We start from the raw sequence: 20569 nt of genomic DNA, 5'->3' as shown, positions 1-20569 counted from the left end.
CCTTATCCGCAGTTGTAGATGTTGCGCCGTTTTTCTTTATTCCGGCAACCATCAAATTTTTCGGCCTTTTCGATATCTTTGATTTTTTGGGTATTTCCTTTGTAACCGGGCTGCTCTTTTAGCCAGCGGTAATACTCACAGGGTTCCATACCCATTGCTCGCCCTTCGCTTCTGGCTTGCGCAGTTATGTAGTTTCGCCCTTGTTCCCGCGATGCGAGCAACGGATCGCCGAACACCCATTCCACACCTGTACCAATGGCATCACCCCATCGGTTATAAATCTCAGTCCCAACTACATAGCCTCCAAGACCCGCAACCACAATCCAACCAGCAGGATTGCTTGCTACAGAAGCAGTACCGCCGACAGTTCCCAACGGGATCGCGACAGCACTTTGACCAAGCGGATCGGAATACGAAAGCGGATTTCCGCCCACATAAGCATACGTATTCATCCCCCCTTTAAACCCAATCGGATCAGATTGGATATACCTCCCCACCCCCGGATCATAATACCTGTGCCAATTATAAAAGAACCCGGTCTCTTCATCCGCATACTGCCCCGGAAAGCGGAAATTCAGCTTGACGCCCTGGCCCGCATCCGTCCACACCTGGTTTTCCATGCCGAACACATCCGCCCGCATGCTCCACTGCACCGTCCCTTCTTTGTCCGTCGCCAGTATCGGCGCGCCCAGGTGGTCGTTTTGCAGATAGACGAATTTGCTTTCGCCGTTGCCGGCTTTCAGCTTGGCGAATTGATACGACGTGCCGAACATTGTACCCGGCTCGGCGCCGTATTGCGCTTGAATCTGGACTTCGCCTGTGCTGACTGCGCTGCCATCGGCTTGGAGGTTGATAGGCTGCGTGCTTTCGGCCAGCAGGCCTTCGTCGTTGTACAGATACAGCGTGCGCAGCGCCTGTCCCAACGCATTGCCTTGTCTGTCACGGAATTGTTCTTTCCAGATGCGCCGGTGCATCGGGTCGTAGCCGTAACGTGCGATCAGCTTGCCGGCGCCGTCGCGTACTTCGCTTAAACGGTTTTCTTCATCATGGATGTATTGCTGCACCTGATTGCCGCCTTCGCTGCGGCGTTGCAGCGCGCCATTGTCGTCCCAGTCGTAACGCGTGGCGTTGGCCCCGCTGCCGCGTCGCAGCAAGCGGTTGTTCGCGTCGTATTCCCAGGCGCCTTCGGTGCGTGAATGTTGCATCCGGTTGGCTACGCCATCCAGCGTGAAGCTTTGCGTTTCTTCACCCAGGCTGCCGCTGCGCGCAGCTTGTGTCAGGCGCTGTTCATGGTCGTATTGGAAGCTTTCCTGCCAACTGCCTTCGGCCTGGCTGCGGCTGCGCTGTGTTAATTCAAACGCTTTGCCATAGCGGTTTTCCAAACTCAGCACGTTTTGTTGCGCTGGATTTTTCAGTTGCAGGCCGCGTAAATTCAATACGCCGTCATACTGCGCTTCTTGTACGCTGCCGCCCGGCAGGGTGGTTTTGGCCGGCATCAGCCAGTTCCAGGCGTTGACGCTCAAACTGCCTTCGCCCGGAATCTGCACGCTTTGCAGGCGCCCATGTTTGCTGTAGTCATATGCAATCCGCGTGCCGTCCGGCCAGATCAGCGCGGTTTTTTTGCCGCCTTTGCTGTATGCATATTCATAGCCTTGGCTGACTTGATTCGGCCAGCGCAGGGTTTCTGTCAGCTTGCGGTTGGCGTCGTCATAAGTCATCTGCGCCTGGCTGCTCTGCTGGCGCGCATGATCCTGCTCTTGCCATTGCAAGAGATTGCCTACTTCGTCGTAGCTGAAGGTGATGCTGCGGCGCAGCTCGCCGGCGGCGCTGATATGCTCGACTTGACGCAAGCGCCCCACCGCATCCCAGCTGTATTGAACTTTATTGCGCAAGGGATCTGTCCGGCTTTGCAAGCGTCCTGCGGCGTCCCAGACGTAGGCGATTTCCTGGCCCAGGGGACGGATTTCTTTCACCACTTTATCGTTGCGGTCGTATTCATAGCGGTATTGTTTGCCACGGGCGTCTTCCACTTGCAGCAGATTGCCGCGCGCATCGTAGCTCAGGATGGTTTTGCCTTTGAGCCTGTCTTCATACACGGTCATCTGTCCCAGTCCGTCATAACTGCGTTGGCTGGTTTTTTGATAGGGGTCGGTTTCTGTCAGCAGCAGGCCGCGCTTGTCGTAGCTGCGGCTGCTGGTGTGGCTGCTGCTTTGCAGATTGTCGCCATGCTTAATGGTTTCGCTGGTCAGCCGCTCGCGTGCGTCAAAGCGCTGGCTTTTACTGTAGCCCGGATATTTAATTTCCAGCGGCGTGTACACTGGCCCCTGGCCCGGATCGCCGCTTAGATGATAACCATACTCGGTCTGATGCTTGAGATCGTCCGTCTCCAGCATCAAGCGCTGATAACTATCATACTGATAGTGCTGCTTACGCCCGTCTTCATCTTCTTCTTCCTGCGCCAATCCGGTGTGCAAGTAGCGGCTGCTGCTGACCCCGTTGACTGCGTTGATGCGCTGCACCAGGCGGCGCATGCCATCATATTTGCTGTGCCATGCTTTGCTGCGCGCATCGGTTTGCTTGATCAGATTGCCCACTTTGTCATACGCAAAGCTGGTTTTATGATTCAGCGCGTCTGTCACTTCCAACAAGAGGCCGGCATGATTGTAGGTGAAGCTGGTGCGCTCGCGCAGCGGGTTGCTCACACTGCGCAAATTGCCGGCGCGGTCGTAGCTGAAACGCCAATGGCCGTTTTCTGCGTCGATCAATAAGGCCAATTGGCCCACTGCGTCATACTCCATCTGCAGCACGGCATCCGGTGTGACTGTCCCATTGCTTTCGGTACGCCCTTTGCGTGTGAGTTTGATGAGCTGTCCCTGCGGGTTGCGCGCATATTCGGTGATACGTTGTTCCGGTAAGTCCAGCGCTTCGGTTTTGCTCAGTAAATTGCCCTTGGCGTCATATTCGTAGCGGGTTTTGATGCCGGCTTCGTCTTCTTCTTCCAGCAACTGCATATGCGAGGCTGAGTATTTGCGCCGGACTGTGCTGTTATCGCCGTAGCGGATTTCCACCACTTGTTCAAATTCATTTCGCCGCACTTCCGTCTTGAAGCCGCGCGCATCGGTGCTGATGGTGCTGTTGTTGGCGCTGTCGCGTGTGATGTTCTCTTCCCGCCGCCCATTCACAAAACGCTCTAACAATCTGCCGCTGCGGTCGTGCAGATAGCTTTCTGTGCGCCGCATCGTCAATCCGCGTGGCCAGATGATTTTGCTCTCAAACTGTTTTTTGTCGGTATCGTAGTCCCATTCGTAGTCCGTCACCCCACCATCTGCTGCGATGTATTGTTTGACTGAACCGAACGGGTAGTAGCTGTATTGCTGCTCGTGCAATTCGGGATCAATGATTTTAATAATGCGGCTGTATTGATCATATTTGTATTGCGTGCGATGGCCGAGCACATCTTCCACCCCGGTCAGGCGGTTTAAGCTATCGTAGAAGTAGCGCACCACGCGTGGCGGCAGGTCTTGCGCGATGTCCGGGGCCGGATAATCGCGCACTTCGGCCAGCAAGGTACTGGGGTAGTAGTGCAGCGTCATCAGGGTGCGCCCATCGTGCCCTAACACCGCAATCAAGCGCCCATCCACATCGCGCAGCAACCAACTCGCATTGCCATTCTGATCACCCCAGGACAGCATTTCGCCGCGCGCGTTGTAATCCACCCAGCCGCCGTTGCGGTCGCTTAAGCGGTAGCCCTTTACCGTTTCAATTGGCGAATTGAAGCTGCGCATAGCGGGTGCCGCATGTTTTACTGCATTCTGCGCCTCGCTCTGTGGCACATCCGGCTGCTTAGCGACGGGGCGATATGCTTGCACCGTTCTGTGCCGCAAAATGGTGCGGTTGTCAAAGGCGTATTCGCCATTTTTTCCGGTAAACAGCTGATTAATGCGCCGCACCACATCGGCCTCATAGCTTTGTCCCTCTGTTGGCGCGCTGCATAATTGCTGCCAGTTCAAATTCATGGTGCGCGCTTGCACATAGTCATTCGGGTTGTCGCTCAAGCGGCTGTTAAATGGCGTGAACAGGGGGGCAGGTTGGCCGCCGCCTTCCCCGGGTTGCCAGGAAATATCCACTACCGCCCAATACCCGCCGGGCGAATGCGGATGGCTTTCATCCACCCGGTTGCAGGTCAGATTACTCCAGCTCTGCGACAGGCTTTCCCAATGCGAATTAAAGCGCCAGTGCGTACCGTCCCAATAGCGCTTCCAGCGCAAGGGGCCATGCCGCGTGCTGACGCTCAAATCATCTTCGACACCAATGCGTCAAATCATCTCATCCCACAGAGACAATCCATGAATGTTAAAAGTTACAATATCACCTTTTTTAATATCACAATCACCAATATCAAGCCAACTCAGTGAAAACTCAGCATCATGCGATGTAATATAGATTGTTTTATTCCCAACAGGTTGCGAATGATGAGCTATCTCAGTAACCCTCCCGCAAACTGCGTAGCAATATTTTTCAGGTAGATTTTCAATTTTCTCATTTAAAAATTCACCAACACTAAAATCTGTAACTTTTTCGCATGCAACTTCAACCCCCACTTGCTCATCTATGTATTTTTCCAAATTTTCAGAAAATGGAACAAACCGCGCCCATCCCTCGAAATGTTTTGCTTTAAAGCACACTGGATAGCTTGGTAGTCCTGCACAACCAATATATTCAACATCATCGTATTCAATATCTTTAACTATAATTTTCATCGCCGCCACTCCCCTGACGTTCCCTCGATATTTCGTCTGCCATCAGATGAATTTTATGCAGCCAGCTTTTCCTGATTTTGCTCACGCTGCCAGCGGTCAAGATACTGAAACGGCGATTGATAGCCCAGAGTTGAATGCTGACGGGTTCGATTATAAAAGACTTCAATATATTCAAAGCTGGCAGCCTTCATTTCAGCATGGCTGGCATAACGCACGCCATGGTATCGCTCATTCTTGAAACTGTTAAACCAGCTCTCGGTCGGTGCGTTGTCCCAGCAGTTTCCTTTGCGACTCATCGAGCACGTCATGCCGTATTCCTTGAGTTTGTCCTGAAAGGCTTGGCTGGCGTATTGGCTGCCGCGATCAGAATGATGCATAACGCCCGCGTCCGGTCGACGGCGAAACCACGCCATCGTCAAAGCGTCAGTCACAATGTCGCTGGTCATGCGCGGCTTGAGCGACCAGCCGATCACCTCCCGATTGAACAGATCCAGCACAATCGCCAGATACAGCCAGCCTTCGTCAGTCCACAAATAGGTGATGTCCGACGTCCAGACCTGGTTAGGGGCTGCCGGAGTGAAATTGCGAGCCAACAGGTTGGCAGCAACCGGCAAACTATGCCTGGAATCCGTGGTGACCTTGTAGCGCCGCTTATGGCGGGCACGGATACCATTGTTTCGCATGAGACGTTCGACGCGTTCTTTGCCAGCGCTGAAGCCTCGTTTGCGCAGTTCTCGCACGATGCGCGGGCTGCCGTAAGCCCCTTTGAGTTCGGCATGAATGGCGCGTATCACTGCAAGCATTTGTGCATCCTTCAAGCGCTTACGCTCAGGCGTGCCGCCACGCTTCCACGCCCGATAGCCGCTGATGCTGACGTCGAGAACGGCGCACATTTCTGTCAGCGCATAGCTCTTGATTTGTCCATCCATCCAGGCGTACTTCACAGGACATCCTTCGCGAAGTACGCCGCTGCTTTTTTTATGATTTCATTCTCCCGCTTCAACCGGACGTTTTCTGCGCGCAGTCTGGAAAGTTCCATCGCTTCCGGCGTCACCACTTTGCCGCCAGCGCCTTTGAGTTTTCCTTCTGCTGCCGCCTTGATCCAATTTCGCAGCGTCTGGTCGCCCAGCCCCAGCTCCCTAACCACGACCGCCACCGATTCACCATCTTGGACGCGTTTGACCGCCAGTTCTTTGAACTCGGTCGTGTATGCTTGTTTCGGTATTTTTTTCATTTCCTGTCTTTCTCAAGTAACGTTATTTTACGTCACCTGTGGCAGACTAAATTTCAGGGGAAGCTCAAGCCATTCTTCCCTGCGTTGTTTGCGTGATTTGCTGTGCATCCTATGCCTCCTTTTTGATGGGCATAGCATGCGCTGGTTTTTATGGGCTGGGGAGATGGGGCTGTTGGGCGCTTACACTACATCTCTGCCATCGGCAGTTGGAATCTATTCGGCTCATGTATAATTCCGAAGTGCCATCATGATTTAAAAAATTAAACTCGTTTTTATTTAACATTAAATAATAATCTCCACATTTGCATTTATATAAAACCCCCTCCTTTAATTTACCGCATTTTTTATAGTTCCATGAACGACACCTATTTCTCTTGCAAATTGGCCTCTTCACTAATATTCGCATGCATTTCCAAAATGCAAAATAAACAAAAAAAACGAAAGTTACACTTACAAAAAAAGAAACAAACCCTCCCCCCCCGAAATATATGCTTAACAACCGAGCGAAATTAAGAAGAAGGATGAAAATAATTAATTCAAATATGTTGAACATGATCACTCACACTCACAATTACCAGATTGCGGAGTAACCGATGTACCCGCACCAAAAGCAACTAACCCCAATGCCGCTCCAGGCGTTGCACCGGTATTCCATGTTTTACTCCATGAACCAAATAGGTTAAAAATCACACCAAACCACCCCATCTTTTGAATGATTGCATTAGCTCTTGCCGCTACAGGCATTGCAGCCACTCCTTGATATATTGCAGTTGATACTGTTTTTTGTCCGACTTCATACAGAATTGGGTTACGCATCCATGTCGAAAAATTTCCTGCCGAATTTGCAACACCCACACCGCCCATAGCTCCCACGAGAACTCCGAAAGTTGCATTACTGGTTTTGGGAGTCCACGCAGAAGCAAATAGACCTGGGATGGCATAGAAAAAATTACCTGTATCAACGTGCTTATTCGCCCAATATTGTGCCGCAGCCGCACCATAGCATTCACCAAAATTAAGTCCATAAAGTAACCCACTAGGATCAAAGTTTTTCATTGGATTTTGATTAGGGTGTGTTGACATTTATTTCAACCATATCATTGATGCCGCCAAGGTTACAAACGAAGAGAAACGGGTATCCAGTTTGTCGTAGCGGGTAGCGATCCGTCGAAATTGCTTAATTTTGGCGAAAAAGCGCTCAATGAGATTGCGGTTTCGATATTGGAACTGATCATAATCCCGCTGTTCTTTCCGGTTCGCCTTTGGTGGAATCACGACCTTGGCATTTTTTCCCTCAATGCAATCAATCAGTGTGTTGGCATCATAGGCTTTATCTGCCAGCACCGCTTGTGGCGCGACGTCATTGAGTAACGCGGTTGCCTGGGTTATATCGTGAACTTCTCCGCCTGTCAGGATGAACTGAACCAAATTGCCCAAGCCCTCAACGCAAGCATGAATCTTGGTGGTTAATCCCCCACGAGACCGGCCAATGGATTGCGGCCCCTTTTTTTTGCGGCTCCTGCTGCATGCTGATGCGCCCGCACGATAGTGCTATCAAGAAAAACTTCCTCAAAGTCCGCGTCCTCGCGTAGCACGGCAAAGATTTTGTGCCATACCTGCTTATCCGACCAACGCGCAAACCTCACATAGACGCTGTTCCATGGGCCAAATTCAGCAGGCAAATCCCGCCACGGGCTGCCTGTCTTTGCTATCCATAAAACAGCTTCCACAAACAGCCGATTATTCACGCCTGTTCTGCCTCTATCGCCAACCTTTCCTGGTACCAAGGCTTCAATTCTTGCCCACTGATCGTCCCGTAACATCATCCGTGCCATTCTGTTTTGCCCAAAAACAAGAATGTAAACACAAGTGGCAAAAAGTTAACAGCTTTTTTTGAAAATTCCCATCCAAAGTGCTGTTAATTGTCAACACGCCCTAGCATACGCATACATATTTATCCCCCCCCCACAACCCAATCGGATCACTGGTCGTGTACCTCCCCACCCCCGGATCATAATACCTGTGCCAATTATAAAAGAACCCGGTCTCTTCATCCGCATACTGCCCCGGAAAGCGGAAATTCAGCTTGACGCCCTGGCCCGCATCCGTCCACACCTGGTTTTCCATGCCGAACACATCCGCCCGCATGCTCCACTGCACCGCCCCTTCTTTGTCCGTCGCCAGTATCGGCGTGCCCAGGTGGTCGTTTTGCAGATAGACGAATTTGCTTTCGCCGTTGCCGGCTTTCAGCTTGGCGAATTGATACGACGTGCCGAACATTGTACCCGGCTCGGCGCCGTATTGCGCTTGAATCTGGACTTCGCCTGTGCTGACTGCGCTGCCGTCGGCTTGCAGACTGATGGGCTGGGTGCTTTCGGCCAATAAGCCTTCATCGTTGTACAAATACAGCGTGCGCAGCGCTTGTGTCAGTGCTGCGCCTTGTCTGTCACGGAATTGTTCTTTCCAGATGCGCCGGTGCATCGGGTCGTAGCCGTAACGTGCGATCAGCTTGCCGGCGCCGTCGCGTACTTCGCTTAAACGGTTTTCTTCATCATGGATGTATTGCTGCACCTGATTGCCGCCTTCGCTGCGACGTTGCAGCGCGCCATTGTCGTCCCAGTCGTAACGCGTGGCGTTGGCCCCGCTGCCGCGTCGCAGCAAGCGGTTGTTGGCGTCGTATTCCCAGGCGCCGTCGGTGCGTGAATGTTGCGTCCGGTTGGCTACGCCGTCCAGCGTGAAGCTTTGCGTTTCTTCGCCCAGGCTGCCGCTGCGCGCAGCTTGCGTCAGGCGCTGTTCATGGTCGTATTGGAAGCTTTCCTGCCAACTGCCTTCGGCCTGGCTGCGGCTGCGCTGTGTTAATTCAAACGCTTTGCCATAGCGGTTTTCCAAACTCAGCACGTTTTGTTGCGCTGGATTTTTCAGTTGCAGGCCGCGTAAATTCAATACGCCGTCATACTGCGCTTCTTGTACGCTGCCGCCCGGCAGGGTGGTTTTGGCCGGCATCAGCCAGTTCCAGGCGTTGACGCTCAAACTGCCTTCGCCCGGAATCTGCACGCTTTGCAGGCGCCCATGTTTGCTGTAGTCATATGCAATCCGCGTGCCGTCCGGCCAGATCAGCGCGGTTTTTTTGCCGCCTTTGCTGTATGCATATTCATAGCCTTGGCTGACTTGATTCGGCCAGCGCAGGGTTTCTGTCAGCTTGCGGTTGGCGTCGTCATAAGTCATCTGCGCCTGGCTGCTCTGCTGGCGCGCATGATCCTGCTCTTGCCATTGCAAGAGATTGCCTACTTCGTCGTAGCTGAAGGTGATGCTGCGGCGCAGCTCGCCGGCGGCGCTGATATGCTCGACTTGACGCAAGCGCCCCACCGCATCCCAGCTGTATTGAACTTTATTGCGCAAGGGATCTGTCCGGCTTTGCAAGCGTCCTGCGGCGTCCCAGACGTAGGCGATTTCCTGGCCCAGGGGACGGATTTCTTTCACCATTTTATCGTTGCGGTCGTATTCATAGCGGTATTGTTTGCCACGGGCGTCTTCCACTTGCAGCAGATTGCCGCGCGCATCGTAGCTCAGCATGGTTTTGCCTTTGAGCCTGTCTTCATACACGGTCATCTGTCCCAGTCCGTCATAACTGCGTTGGCTGGTTTTTTGATAGGGGTCGGTTTCTGTCAGCAGCAGGCCGCGCTTGTCGTAGCTGCGGCTGCTGGTGTGGCTGCTGCTTTGCAGATTGTCACCCTGCTTGATGGTTTCGCTGGTCAGCCGCTCGCGTGCGTCAAAGCGCTGGCTTTTACTGTAGCCCGGATATTTAATTTCCAGCGGCGTGTACACTGGCCCCTGGCCCGGATCGCTGTTCAGATAATAGCTGTACTCTGTCTGATGCTTGAGATCATCCGTTTCCTGTATCAGGCGCAGATAACTGTCATACAGATAGTGCTGTTTGCGCCCGTCTTCATCCTCTTCTTCCTGCGCCAGCCCGGTGTGCCAGTAGCGACGGCTGCTGACCCCGTTGACTGCGTTGATGCGCTGCACCAGGCGTCGCATGCCATCATATTTGCTGTGCCAGTCTTTGCTGCGCGCATCGGTTTGCTTGATCAGATTGCCCACTTTGTCATACACAAAGCTGGTTTTATGATTCAGGGCATTCGTCACTTCCAACAAAAGTCCGGCGCTATTGTAGGTGAAGCTGGTGCGCTCGCGCAGCGGGTTGCTCACACTGCGCAAATTGCCGGCGCGGTCGTAATTAAAGCGCCAATGGCCGTTTTCTGCGTCGATCAATAAGGCCAATTGGCCCACTGCGTCATACTCCATCTGCAGCACGGCATCCGGTGTGACTGTCCCATTGCTTTCGGTACGCCTTTGCGTGTGAGTTTGATGAGCTGTCCCTGCGGGTTGCGCGCATATTCGGTGATACGTTGTTCCGGTAAGTCCAGCGCTTCGGTTTTGCTCAGTAAATTGCCCTTGGCGTCATATTCGTAGCGGGTTTTGATGCCGGCTTCGTCTTCTTCTTCCAGCAACTGCATATGCGAGGCTGAGTATTTGCGCCGGACTGTGCTGTTATCGCCGTAGCGGATTTCCACCACTTGTTCAAATTCATTTCGCCGCACTTCCGTCTTGAAGCCGCGCGCATCGGTGCTGATGGTGCTGTTGTTGGCGCTGTCGCGTGTGATGTTCTCTTCCCGCCGCCCATTCACAAAACGCTCTAACAATCTGCCGCTGCGGTCGTGCAGATAGCTTTCTGTGCGCCGCATCGTCAATCCGCGTGGCCAGATGATTTTGCTCTCAAACTGTTTTTTGTCGGTATCGTAGTCCCATTCGTAGTCCGTCACCCCACCATCTGCTGCGATGTGTTGTTTGACTGAACCGAACGGGTAGTAGCTGTATTGCTGCTCGTGCAATTCGGGATCAATGATTTTAATAATGCGGCTGTATTGATCATATTTGTATTGCGTGCGATGGCCGAGCACATCTTCCACCCCGGTCAGGCGGTTTAAGCTATCGTAGAAGTAGCGCACCACGCGTGGCGGCAGGTCTTGCGCGATGTCCGGGGCCGGATAATCGCGCACTTCGGCCAGCAAGGTACTGGGGTAGTAGTGCAGCGTCATCAGGGTGCGCCCATCGTGCCCTAACACCGCAATCAAGCGCCCATCCACATCGCGCAGCAACCAACTCGCATTGCCATTCTGATCACCCCAGGACAGCATTTCGCCGCGCGCGTTGTAATCCACCCAGCCACGGCCAAGCAGCAAGGCAAGCGCCGCAAGAAACGCTGAACCCAGTATGAACAAAGCCCCGCGACCGGCGCAGCCGGAAGCGGGGCTTTTCGCTAAAATCAGATCAAGTACCTCGCCATTTTTTGGCGCTGATTGCGGCATCAATTTGAGCCAATATTATGGGCTGCCATGTCACTTTGCGATAAACAAACCATCTTCCAAACGGCAAATAATACAAAAAAATCCGCTTGGCAAATGCCCCACCGGGGAATTCCTCTGGGAAATATTTGGCAAATTCAAAGTCAGATAAATCAACTTGATATTGCTTGGACAACACATCTAGAAGATCCAGCGCTTCATCACCATAAATGCCGAGATCATGATACGGCCGGGTATGCATTTGACAACTCGCAATTTTGCATTCCCTCAGGCCGCAATGCGTCAGAAATTGCCGCATTCCTTCTGTAAGTTTGTGGTTTTCCATATGTATCAATCACTCCGCTTTTTGCCGGAAATAAATTCTATTTTAATCATTTCTTGCAATTCTGCGGTATCCATTCTTCAATTTTTTCAATAAAATCAGGAGGTTGGGAATTGTTCAAGAGAGACTAATTATCCGGATTAAAAACATCACAACCTTTTGTCAACGAATCTTTTTCTGCGTGACTCATCTTGTTCAATTCTGGCGGATTGGCTTTTTTCTTCATGCCTGACAGGATGCACGAGTTTGACTTTGTTTACAAGCACTTGTTGAGAGTTTTGGGGGCTGAATAGTCACGATTGCAGCTGAAGCGGTAGATACTAACTTTATTCAAAGTAAAGCCATTTTGCATGCAAGCTAAGCTATTGATTTTATTGATAAATAAAAATCTGGGAAATGGCTTTGCAAAGTACAAGGTTAGTAACATCATTTTTTATTTTTTTGCTGATACTCTTTTCGCGTGAATATAACCGCCGCTTCACTTTTTAGTGCAGCATTTGGATCTATTTCTCTAATTTCTTCTAGCAATTTATCAATTTCATCACTAACCCCTGGCTGATTCTCCATGTAAAGAAGCAATGAAATTAGCTCTTCTTTAGGAGCAACAAGCGGACACTGAGCTGCCAAACGAAACCATTTAATTGCATCATCAAATTGCACAGTAAAAAAACTATAGTGACGGCCAATACGATATGCTGCATTACAGTCGCCATTATTTGCTTTCTTTATTAAACTTTGCATTTCATACGCAGATACCTCGAATCTTGCTGCTGCACTAACACTTGATTTCCGTTTTGATTCAAATTGTAAAAAAAGAGTGAACACATATCCGCCCAAAAGAGCTCCAATTATTAAAAATGAAAATATGGATAATTTATTCTTATTCATTTCGTTCTCCTTGGGGAAACCGATTTCCAGCTATTTGTTGGAGGGCCATCTATGGGGCCTACCAATGGCGGTTTTCCATTTTTTTGAAAAAAGACAAAATCAGTTGCAGATGTCACATCTACCCCCAATTCATCTGCCAAATATTGCTGAAAGGATGGTCGCCCCGGATAGGTTGATGGCTCTCTTCCTGTATTACAGGATGCAACAATTACTGGACGACCTTTCCATTTTGGATCGCTTCGTATTCTTTTAGCAAGATCCCATGGGTAAATAATTCTTTGATTTTCATCCGTCATATTAACAGGATTGCCATGCCCAGCAACAACATAAGCCCACGTCGGATTCCACGCTTCCGCACGTGAGTGATTTTCTTTATCGACAATTGGATGGAATAGATTTAAATCAACTAAATCATATGGATCAACAAATTGCATCGCTGTTGACACCTGGCTTGATAATAGTTTTTGCTTAATGTTTACGCTCAAGCTTTGGTTGACATGGCTGAGGGTTTTTCAACACCCTGTAACAGCTAAACTGTCTGCTGATAGTGCAATACGCCTGCGGCTATTGCACATTACGAACTGAGCCAAAAACACCATTTCAGTTGAAAATTTTCACATCTTCAATCGAAAAATTATCCATAACATCAAATTTCACAACTGACTGACTGTATTTAATTCTGAAAATTGCACCATCGAGCAACATTACTAATGCAGGAAGGGTTCTCCCGTAGTAACGAATGTGAACTTTTGCCAGGCAAACTTCCTTTTTCCCAGTTGAAAACATCAAAGGAAAATCTCGGCATGGCTTGCCTCTCTTCATCCAATAAAAGATAGTTTCATTCCCGTTAGGATCTCGTCGGAGCAAGTTAATCCGTTCTATTTGATCGCGGAAAATATTCCGTCTTTCCTCATCCAGCGCATTAGAAACTGCATTCAAAATATTTTTTTCTAATTTATTGAAAACACCAAAAAAAAAACCCCGCAACATATCAAAAATCATACCCCCCCCGTTAGTCATTTTTACACTCACACTCATCGCTCGCATTTACAGCAGCTGCCCCTGCAACATAAGCTACCGCCGCAATTGGATATGGAACACGGTTAATCTGAGATTGTACCCATATGCAAAAATAGTTATCGCCTCCAGTGATTTGGAGTTCTAATCCATGCCGGGGGCGATGGAACTGACGATGATGAAATACACAGTTGGGGCCGTACTGAACATTTTCCGTTACCCCGCTTGGATATTCACCTGTATGCACCTGCCCACATTGGCAGCGCACCGCCATTTTTTGGTATTCCGTCACTTGCAGCGGCAGCAGTGGAATATCGATTACTTGCCGGCTATCAAGCAGTTGCGCCTGCTCATGCGCCAAGCTCTGCTGGCAACGTGTGCAATATTGCGGCAGCGGGCTACGCACAGTTTCAGTGATCTGCGCCATCCGTTCCAATTTGCTGCCAATATGCCCTGCTTGACCTCCTGCCGCCTTTCCTGAGGCTTCCCGCAACGAGCGCGTTTTCTTTTGCAATCCATCTGACGATGGCGGTTTGCTTGAATTTTGACTCGTCTTCGGTACCCTGTTTTCCAGGGCTTCCAACCTCGCAAACAATGTCAGTATCAACGCATCTTTTTCTGCGTGACTCATCTTGTTCAATTCTGGCGGATTGGCTTTTTTCTTCATGCCTGACAGGATGCACGAGTTTGACTTTGTTTACAAGCACTTGTTGAGAGTTTTGGGGGCTGAATAGCCACCCAAAATTAATAAAAAAATTAGCTTAAATTCACGAGATTTGCCGATAAAAACATCTTCATTTATTTGCATAAGTCTCCCTATGGGCTAGATATTGAAGGAGCTTTGCAACCATGACGGTTATTAGTTGCTGCAAATCCACATTTCTTGATTATTGATAATTCACCTCCATTTTCGTGTTTTATCAATAAAACGCCAAAGTCTTGTGAATATGCATATGTGATTTTTTGACCATCAAAATCCTGTTCAATTACATAGTATTTAACCACTGCATTATTAAATACTCGCTCATTGATGGATTTCACCTTATAGAGCGCATTATCTTTGCTCCAAGAATTAAATTTCTGTATTTTCTTAGGCACTGAAAATCTAAAATTCACAGAGTTAACGCACCAAAAATCATCGCTAGCTTTGCAAAATTTAGCTTCAGAAATAACATCAAAAGTGCGCACTCCCTCCTGGCTTATTTCAAACGATGAAGATCGATCATGAAGCAAATTTCCATAGGGAAAGCTGGCTGCGCCAGATAAAGAGCAAATGAGAAAAGAAAATACAAAAATAATAGCACCCCCCGTGTCAAAATAGTTGTCGCCTCCAGTGATTTGGAGTTCTAATCCATCCCGGGGGCGATGGAACAGACGATAATGAAATACACACAAGAGAAGAAAGAACATGTGCTCAAGCTGATGAGCGCACCACAAAACAAGTCTGTGGCCGAGGTCGCTGAGATAAGCGGCGTGCCAGAGGCTACGCTTTACCTGTGGCGGAAGCAGGCCCGTGAAGCCGGTCGTGTTGTGCCTGGCGACGGACAAAACCCCGAGCAATGGCGTGCTGCGGACAAATTTGCTGCAGTACTGGAAGCGGCGCCGCTGAACGAAGCAGAGCTGGCTGAGTATTGCCGCCGTAAAGGCTTGCTGGTAGCGCAACTGGAGCGCTGGCGCACAGAAATGCACGCTGCGCTTAGCAGCCAGAGCAGTCAAGCCGATGCTGCAGCCCGGGCCAAAGACAAAAAGCGCATCAAGGAGCTGGAAAAGGATTTGCGGCGTAAAGAAAAAGCGCTGGCGGAAACAGCGGCCTTGCTGGTTCTGTCCCGAAAGTACGAGGCGCTGGGGATCGACGGCGAGGACGCATGACTGCGTTGCCCCAGCGCCTTGAAATGATCGCCGATATTCTGCAGGCCCGGAAGGCTGGTGCGCGTTTAGCATTGGCATGCGCCGAACTCGGTCTAAGCGTGCGCACCTTGGAACGTTGGCGTTGTGACGGTGAAATTCGTCCTGACGGCCGACCGGAGGCAGAGCGGCCAGCGCCTGCGCACAAACTGTCTGATGAAGAACGTCAGCGCATCCTGCAACTGTGTCATGAACCGCGCTTTGCCGATTTGCCGCCAGCGCAGATCGTGCCGCGGCTGGCCGACGAGGGAGCGTATGTGGCATCGGAATCGTCGTTCTATCGTGTGCTGAGAAGCGCCGACCAGCAGCATCACCGGGGTCGCAGCAAGGCTCCTGTGGCCAGCGAGCCGGTGCGCCATGTCGCCCATGGCCCCAACCAGGTCTGGAGCTGGGACGTGACGTACCTGCCCAGCCGGGTGCGCGGCCAGTATTTTTATCTGTATGCCGTGCTCGATATTTACAGCCGCAAACTGGTCGCATGGGAAGTCCACGAGCGGGAAAATGGTGAGGAAGCTGCTTTACTGATTGAGCGCGCCTGCTGGCGTGAACAGCGCCGCTGCACGCCATTGGTGCTGCATGCCGATAACGGTGCTGCGCAAACTTCGCACACGCTCAAGAGCAAGTTGGAAATGCTGGGCATCGGCTCCTCGCATAGCCGGCCTGGCGTCTCCGAGTAAGCGCCCAACGCCCCCATCTCGATCAGACCTGAATCACAGACCCAAGCGGCAATAGCTCATCCAAGCGATTGGCTGGCCAAGTGGGCAATTTGTTGAGCGTATCAAGCAGCCATTCGTATGGATCAAGGCCATTAAGCTTTGCCGTGGCCAGCAAAGACATGATGCAAGAGGCGCGATGGCCGGCGCGTTCTGTGCCGTAAAACAGCCAGTTCTTGCGCCCGATGGCCACCGGGCGCAAGGCATTTTCCGCCGCATTATTATCTATCGGCAAATCCCCGCTGTGTGCATAGCGCACCCGCGCAGGCCATCGGCTGAGGGTGTACACGATCGCTTTTTGCAAGCCGGAGGACGGACTGGCGCGGGCGCTGGTTTCATTCAGCCAGGTCTCGAATTCCGCTAACAGAGGCAGACTTTTTCCCGTCGCAAATCCGCGCGTTGTTCTACGCACATGTCTTTTGCTTCGCGCTCAATTTCATATAACTGAGCAAAGCGATGCAAGGCTTCGGTGGTGATGGGCGTTGGACGTGCTGCGTGCAAATCGAAGAATTTGCGCCGCGCATGCGCCATACAGCCCAGCTCCACCACGCCGCCAGCAAATAATGCCTGATAGCCGGAATACGCATCCGCCATCAAATAGCCGCTCCAGCCCGCCAGCATGTTGCGCGCGTGCTGTCCCTGGCGTGATGGCTGATAGTCATACACCACAATCCGTGGCCCAGGCTCCATATCGTTGCTGCGGTACACCCATTGATAGCCGCGCTCGGTTTTGCCGGTTTTCGGCGCTAATTGCGCCACCGGCGTTTCATCGGCATGCAAGCAGCGCCGCTGTCGCAACAATTGCGCCAAGCGATCCGCCAACGGCGCCAGCGCCACGCCTGTACGTCCTACCCACTGCGCCAGCTTGGTGCGGGACAGGGGCACATTATGGCGCTCACCGATCTGCTCCAGGCGATACAGCGGCAGATGATCGAGATATTTCGACACCAGCAACCAAGCCAGCACATCGTGCTCAACGCCGCCGCCGTCAATAATCGACGGTGCGCTGGGCGCCTGATGAATGGATTGGCAAGCCTGACAGGCATATTTCGGATAGCGGTGACGCTTGACGCTGAACACTGCCGGCTGCACCGATAATTTTTCTGTGACATCTTCGCCAACTTTGCGCATCGCTTTGCCGCATTCCGGGCAGTCGCAACTGGCCGGCTCGTGCAACACGTCTTCGCGCGGCAAGTGCGCCGCCAGCGGCAGGCGACCAGGGCGCTTTTGTTTGACCGCTTCTTTTTTGGGGACGCTGCTGCGAGCTTATCCAACTCGGCTTGCAGCGCCTCAATATCGGCATCCAAATCTTGCTCAAACAAATCGCGCTGCGTGCTGTCAGCCATGCGCTCACTCTTGATGCCGTAACGCATGCGGCGCAAGTACGTGACTTCTTGATGGAGTTTTTCGTTTTGCTGGCGCAGTTGATCCGCATAGCTTTGCACTTGTGCGGCTTGCTGCTCTGCATGTGTGGCGCGTTGTGCGAATGCAGCAGCTTTTTGCTCTGCCTGCGTGGCTTGCTCAATGAGCGCCAACAGCTCTTCCCGTAGCGGGGACGGGATGCCTTCGGTGTGTTGCAAGCGGTGTTTTTGCGCAATGAAATCCATGCCTGAAGTGTAACGCTTTCAAGCGCTTTTTCCTGCGTAAACACCATCTTTTTGCGGTTTCTTTCATGGGATTTTTTACCTGATCAAGAACCAGTCGGATCGTTGCCAAAGCGCATTTCAATACAGCCAGGCGGGGATGTGGGCAGCGCTCAGACGGCGCCAATCCACGCCTTTACACAGCCATTCCCATTGTTCTGTGTTGAGCAGAAACACTTGCGCGCCCGGTTCCGGCCAGGTGAAGCCGCCTTGATGCAGACGGCGCTGGCACAGCCAAATGCCGCTGGCGTCAAACACCAGCGCCTTGAGGCGATTGTTGCGCCGGTTGCGAAACACGTATGCAGCGCCATCCGACGGCGTGCGTCCCAAGCTGTGCTGAATGCGCGCGGCCAGGCTATCGATGCCGGCGCGCATATCCATCGCTTCTTGCACCAGCCAGATTTGCTTAGGCTGCGGCCAGCTCACGCCAGTTCTCGCAATAAAGCAGCCAGCCATTGCGCCGGAACATGCAGCGGAATATGCAGCCGCTGCGCGCCGCATTCCAGCGTCAGATTGCCGCTGATGGGGGCAGAAATGGCGCCAGTTGGCGCTTGTGCGGCAACCAAGGTCAGCGGCGCGCTTTCAGATCCGCTGCGGCTGCGCTTGATCCAGTATTGCAGGACCGGCAGATTGATTTCGTGCTGCCGGCAATACGCGCTTTGCGTTTGCCCACTCATGCGCCACGCCCGCACGTGCGCGAGCCATTCTTCTCTGCTTTTCTTCGGTGATTTGCTTTGCATACTTGCCCCTCCTGTTTGATGGGCACAGCATGCGCGGGTTTTGTGGGCTTGGGGAGATGGGGCGGTTGGGCGCTTACGTCTCCGATGACAATGCCCATATCGAAGCGTGGTTCCGCACCTGTAAATATGCGCCCAGCTATCCAGCCAAAGGCTTTGAGAGCATCGCGCAGGCTCGGGATTGGACACTGCAATTTGTGACTTGGTACAACTGCACCCATTTGCACAGCGCCTTGGCCTATGTGACGCCGGAGCAGCGCCATACGGGCGCCGCCAATGCGATCCTGGAGCGCCGACGCGACGTTTATGCCGAAGCCCGGCAACGCCATCCGCTGCGCTGGAAGCGTCATACACGGCCCTGGCTGGCGCCCAATGAGGTCTGGCTTAATCCGCCATCAAAGCTGGACCAGCGCATGGTTGCTTAATCGATTTTTTGCGACAACTACCTTGACACGCTCCGAGCATTAGTCACAAGTGCATGCATTCTTTGCCCCATACATTATTGATGTTGCCCATTCATTAGCATCCTTTTCGTACCTTGACACTGACTCTTTGCCAATTATTGCATTTCCCAGGTCAGAAGATGAGTTGTAAGATTGATTCTTGGGGGAAATGTACCTAAATTCATGGGCAAAAATCTCACTCTGGCTAGGTTCTTTAGAGCCTATTGATTTGTCAACATGAAAAAAATTGTAGCCAAATACAGTTACATTTCCTTTTGTGACCGCATAATCCGATACTGTCCATTTTGTTCGGTCCTGATCTATATTCGGAGCGTGTCAAGGTAGTTGTCGCAAAAAATCGATTAAGCAATCATGCGCTGGTCCAGCTTTGATGGCGGCGTGGTGGAGCTGGGCTGCATGGCGCATGCGCGACGAAAATTCTTTGATTTGAATGCGACGCAGCCAACGCCGATCACGACCGAAGCCTTATTCCGCTTTGGCCAGCTCTACGAAATTGAGCGCGAAGCCAAGGAGATGAGTATCGAAGAGCGCGCAGCCTTGCGACGACGAAAGAGCATACCATTGCTGACGGATTTCGAGGCGTGGCTAACAGAAATCGGGGCCAGGGCGTCACCGTCCTCCGGCTTGCAAAAAGCGGTCAAGTACACCATCAGCCGTTGGGCTTCGCGGGTGCGTTTATGCGCACAGTGGCGATTTGCCGATTGACAATAATCCGGCAGAAAACGCCTTGCGCCCGGTCGCTATCGGACGTAAGAATTGGCTGTTTTACGGCACGGAGCGCGCCGGCCACCGCGCATCAAGCATTATGTCTTTACTGACAACTGCCAAACTCAATGGCCTGGAGCCTTATGCTTGGCTAATGGATACCCTCAATAAATTACCCACTTGGCCTACCAGCAGGCTGGATGAGTTATTGCCGCTCGCGCCACTGCCTCAAGTTTGAAGGAAGGAGTGGGCGCGTTGGGCGGTTACAGAATTTGAACACCCTGTTAATATTTATGCCAGCCTTATTCATATCGGTTATTTTCATACATACCAAATTCTTCAGCCCTCTCAAACCAAATATCAGCAATTTTTTTATTTTTAGCCAACCCAATCCCAAAGAAGTAACACCTTCCTACTTCAAAAATCGCTTTTCTATCCCCCCTAATTGCAGCATCTATATAAAACATAGCCGCTCGTGACAGATTTTTTTTAACACCATTTCCCGTCTCATAGCTGACGGCAAGATCAAAAAGAGCATCTGTGACTTTCTTTTCGCTAGCGATAAGCCAAAGCTCAACTCCCTTTTCCTTATTTTGTTGAATTCCATAAGATCCATGAAAATACCATGTACCTAAGGCATAGGCTGCATAAGGATCACACTTCTCCAATGCACGGAATAGGAAATTTTTTGCTTCCTCGATGTTTGGATTCGGCATCTGCATAATCTTTAATGCTTTTTCATATTCCTGGCTCATCATCGCTTTACGTTTCTTTTTCATTTGTAGCTCCACCTATATCAAACAAAAAATTGACAA

At 51.4% G+C, this 20569-nt stretch carries 21 protein-coding genes and 2 pseudogenes; 4 read left to right on the top strand and 19 right to left on the bottom strand.

Annotated elements, in window-relative coordinates; translation table 11 throughout:
• Nucleotides 1-2: 2 nt before the first annotated feature.
• The 13 genes and pseudogenes from V8J88_RS02040 to V8J88_RS01980 form a co-directional block, all read right to left on the bottom strand.
• Complete coding sequence (locus V8J88_RS02040) at nt 3-4295, bottom strand: RHS repeat-associated core domain-containing protein (RefSeq protein WP_338847477.1); 4293 nt, start codon at nt 4293-4295, stop codon at nt 3-5.
• Between the two features lie 21 nt (nt 4296-4316).
• Nucleotides 4317-4760 carry a hypothetical protein gene (locus V8J88_RS02035; protein ID WP_338847476.1) on the bottom strand — a complete coding sequence of 148 codons (444 nt, stop codon included), beginning with the start codon at nt 4758-4760 and terminating at the stop codon, nt 4317-4319.
• Nucleotides 4761-4813: 53 nt separating this feature from the next.
• A protein-coding gene (locus tag V8J88_RS02030) for an IS3 family transposase (protein WP_338846235.1) occupies nt 4814-5994 on the bottom strand; the annotation gives its coding sequence in 2 pieces (ribosomal slippage) (nt 4814-5742 and nt 5742-5994; 1182 coding nt in all).
• 555 nt (nt 5995-6549) lie between these two features.
• A complete protein-coding gene (locus tag V8J88_RS02025) occupies nt 6550-7077 on the bottom strand; it encodes a hypothetical protein (RefSeq protein ID WP_338847475.1) in 528 nt (175 codons plus the stop codon).
• Nucleotides 7078-7817 (bottom strand): annotated as a pseudogene (locus V8J88_RS02020) (IS5 family transposase).
• Between the two features lie 112 nt (nt 7818-7929).
• On the bottom strand, nt 7930-10299 hold the full coding sequence (locus V8J88_RS02015) for an RHS repeat-associated core domain-containing protein (RefSeq protein WP_338847474.1): 2370 nt from the start codon (nt 10297-10299) through the stop codon (nt 7930-7932).
• The gene (locus V8J88_RS02010; protein ID WP_338847473.1) at nt 10263-11237 is read right to left on the bottom strand and encodes an RHS repeat domain-containing protein; all 975 of its coding nucleotides are present in this window, start codon (nt 11235-11237) and stop codon (nt 10263-10265) included. Before V8J88_RS02010 ends, V8J88_RS02015 begins: the two co-directional genes overlap by 37 nt.
• A gap of 88 nt (nt 11238-11325) precedes the next feature.
• The gene (locus V8J88_RS02005; RefSeq protein WP_338847472.1) at nt 11326-11685 is read right to left on the bottom strand and encodes a DUF1493 family protein; all 360 of its coding nucleotides are present in this window, start codon (nt 11683-11685) and stop codon (nt 11326-11328) included.
• 423 nt (nt 11686-12108) lie between these two features.
• The gene (locus V8J88_RS02000; protein ID WP_338847471.1) at nt 12109-12570 is read right to left on the bottom strand and encodes a hypothetical protein; all 462 of its coding nucleotides are present in this window, start codon (nt 12568-12570) and stop codon (nt 12109-12111) included.
• Entirely contained in the window at nt 12567-13004 is a 438-nt protein-coding gene (locus tag V8J88_RS01995) for a hypothetical protein (protein WP_338847470.1), read from the bottom strand. The genes V8J88_RS02000 and V8J88_RS01995 overlap by 4 nt, the downstream gene beginning before the upstream one ends.
• Nucleotides 13005-13170: 166 nt before the next feature.
• Nucleotides 13171-13572 (bottom strand): hypothetical protein, encoded by a 402-nt coding sequence (locus V8J88_RS01990; protein WP_338847469.1) that lies wholly within the window; start codon nt 13570-13572, stop codon nt 13171-13173.
• 10 nt (nt 13573-13582) lie between these two features.
• A complete protein-coding gene (locus tag V8J88_RS01985) occupies nt 13583-14254 on the bottom strand; it encodes a DUF6444 domain-containing protein (protein ID WP_338847468.1) in 672 nt (223 codons plus the stop codon).
• A gap of 149 nt (nt 14255-14403) precedes the next feature.
• Nucleotides 14404-14997 (bottom strand): hypothetical protein, encoded by a 594-nt coding sequence (locus V8J88_RS01980; protein ID WP_338847467.1) that lies wholly within the window; start codon nt 14995-14997, stop codon nt 14404-14406.
• On the opposite strand from V8J88_RS01980, the gene V8J88_RS01975 reads away from it, so the two are divergent.
• Complete coding sequence (locus tag V8J88_RS01975; RefSeq protein WP_338847466.1) at nt 14968-15456, top strand: transposase; 489 nt, start codon at nt 14968-14970, stop codon at nt 15454-15456. The two genes, V8J88_RS01980 and V8J88_RS01975, sit on opposite strands and share 30 nt — an antisense overlap.
• Nucleotides 15453-16169, top strand: a complete 717-nt coding sequence (locus tag V8J88_RS01970; RefSeq protein ID WP_338847465.1) for a DDE-type integrase/transposase/recombinase — start codon at nt 15453-15455, stop codon at nt 16167-16169. The genes V8J88_RS01975 and V8J88_RS01970 overlap by 4 nt, the downstream gene beginning before the upstream one ends.
• A gap of 22 nt (nt 16170-16191) precedes the next feature.
• On the opposite strand, the gene V8J88_RS01965 is transcribed toward V8J88_RS01970, so the two are convergent.
• From V8J88_RS01965 to V8J88_RS01945, 5 genes and pseudogenes are all read right to left on the bottom strand, one after another.
• On the bottom strand, nt 16192-16617 hold the full coding sequence (locus tag V8J88_RS01965) for a transposase (RefSeq protein WP_338847464.1): 426 nt from the start codon (nt 16615-16617) through the stop codon (nt 16192-16194).
• Nucleotides 16566-17399, bottom strand: a complete 834-nt coding sequence (locus V8J88_RS01960; RefSeq protein ID WP_338847463.1) for an IS66 family transposase — start codon at nt 17397-17399, stop codon at nt 16566-16568. Before V8J88_RS01960 ends, V8J88_RS01965 begins: the two co-directional genes overlap by 52 nt.
• Before the next feature lie 83 nt (nt 17400-17482).
• Nucleotides 17483-17551 (bottom strand): annotated as a pseudogene (locus V8J88_RS01955) (hypothetical protein); the annotation flags it as partial.
• A gap of 378 nt (nt 17552-17929) precedes the next feature.
• Nucleotides 17930-18274 (bottom strand): IS66 family insertion sequence element accessory protein TnpB, encoded by a 345-nt coding sequence (tnpB, locus tag V8J88_RS01950; RefSeq protein WP_338844870.1) that lies wholly within the window; start codon nt 18272-18274, stop codon nt 17930-17932.
• Nucleotides 18271-18525 (bottom strand): hypothetical protein, encoded by a 255-nt coding sequence (locus V8J88_RS01945; RefSeq protein ID WP_338844869.1) that lies wholly within the window; start codon nt 18523-18525, stop codon nt 18271-18273. Before V8J88_RS01945 ends, tnpB begins: the two co-directional genes overlap by 4 nt.
• 119 nt (nt 18526-18644) lie before the next feature.
• On the opposite strand from V8J88_RS01945, the gene V8J88_RS01940 reads away from it, so the two are divergent.
• Both V8J88_RS01940 and V8J88_RS01935 read left to right on the top strand, forming a co-directional pair.
• The gene (locus tag V8J88_RS01940; RefSeq protein ID WP_338847462.1) at nt 18645-19010 is read left to right on the top strand and encodes an integrase core domain-containing protein; all 366 of its coding nucleotides are present in this window, start codon (nt 18645-18647) and stop codon (nt 19008-19010) included.
• A 390-nt stretch (nt 19011-19400) separates the two neighbouring features.
• Nucleotides 19401-19754, top strand: coding sequence for a transposase (locus V8J88_RS01935; protein ID WP_338847461.1), 354 nt, complete (start codon nt 19401-19403; stop codon nt 19752-19754).
• 302 nt (nt 19755-20056) lie between these two features.
• Here the strand turns inward: V8J88_RS01935 and V8J88_RS01930 are convergent, their stop codons facing one another.
• Nucleotides 20057-20533: a tetratricopeptide repeat protein gene (locus V8J88_RS01930; protein WP_338847460.1), complete on the bottom strand. Its 477-nt coding sequence runs from the start codon at nt 20531-20533 to the stop codon at nt 20057-20059.
• Nucleotides 20534-20569: the final 36 nt, after the last annotated feature.

The sequence above is a fragment of the Massilia sp. W12 genome (genome assembly GCF_037300705.1).
Lineage (GTDB): Bacteria > Pseudomonadota > Gammaproteobacteria > Burkholderiales > Burkholderiaceae_D > JACPVY01.
This window is presented reverse-complemented; position numbering and strand designations above follow the sequence as displayed.

Bases quoted from the DNA above. Each gene is read 5' to 3' on its own strand.
- V8J88_RS01990 (WP_338847469.1), bottom strand. From the start codon at position 13,572: ATGATTTTTGATATGTTGCGGGGTTTTTTTTTTGGTGTTTTCAATAAA.
- V8J88_RS01985 (WP_338847468.1), bottom strand. From the start codon at position 14,254: ATGAAGAAAAAAGCCAATCCGCCAGAATTGAACAAGATGAGTCACGCA.
- V8J88_RS02015 (WP_338847474.1), bottom strand. From the start codon at position 10,299: ATGGAGTATGACGCAGTGGGCCAATTGGCCTTATTGATCGACGCAGAA.
- V8J88_RS02025 (WP_338847475.1), bottom strand. From the start codon at position 7,077: ATGTCAACACACCCTAATCAAAATCCAATGAAAAACTTTGATCCTAGT.
- V8J88_RS01935 (WP_338847461.1), top strand. From the start codon at position 19,401: ATGCGCTGGTCCAGCTTTGATGGCGGCGTGGTGGAGCTGGGCTGCATG.
- V8J88_RS01940 (WP_338847462.1), top strand. From the start codon at position 18,645: ATGGGGCGGTTGGGCGCTTACGTCTCCGATGACAATGCCCATATCGAA.
- V8J88_RS02005 (WP_338847472.1), bottom strand. From the start codon at position 11,685: ATGGAAAACCACAAACTTACAGAAGGAATGCGGCAATTTCTGACGCAT.
- V8J88_RS01980 (WP_338847467.1), bottom strand. From the start codon at position 14,997: ATGTTCTTTCTTCTCTTGTGTGTATTTCATTATCGTCTGTTCCATCGC.
- V8J88_RS02000 (WP_338847471.1), bottom strand. From the start codon at position 12,570: ATGAATAAGAATAAATTATCCATATTTTCATTTTTAATAATTGGAGCT.
- V8J88_RS01945 (WP_338844869.1), bottom strand. From the start codon at position 18,525: ATGAGTGGGCAAACGCAAAGCGCGTATTGCCGGCAGCACGAAATCAAT.
- V8J88_RS02035 (WP_338847476.1), bottom strand. From the start codon at position 4,760: ATGAAAATTATAGTTAAAGATATTGAATACGATGATGTTGAATATATT.
- V8J88_RS01930 (WP_338847460.1), bottom strand. From the start codon at position 20,533: ATGAAAAAGAAACGTAAAGCGATGATGAGCCAGGAATATGAAAAAGCA.
- V8J88_RS01975 (WP_338847466.1), top strand. From the start codon at position 14,968: ATGAAATACACACAAGAGAAGAAAGAACATGTGCTCAAGCTGATGAGC.
- V8J88_RS01970 (WP_338847465.1), top strand. From the start codon at position 15,453: ATGACTGCGTTGCCCCAGCGCCTTGAAATGATCGCCGATATTCTGCAG.
- V8J88_RS01995 (WP_338847470.1), bottom strand. From the start codon at position 13,004: ATGCAATTTGTTGATCCATATGATTTAGTTGATTTAAATCTATTCCAT.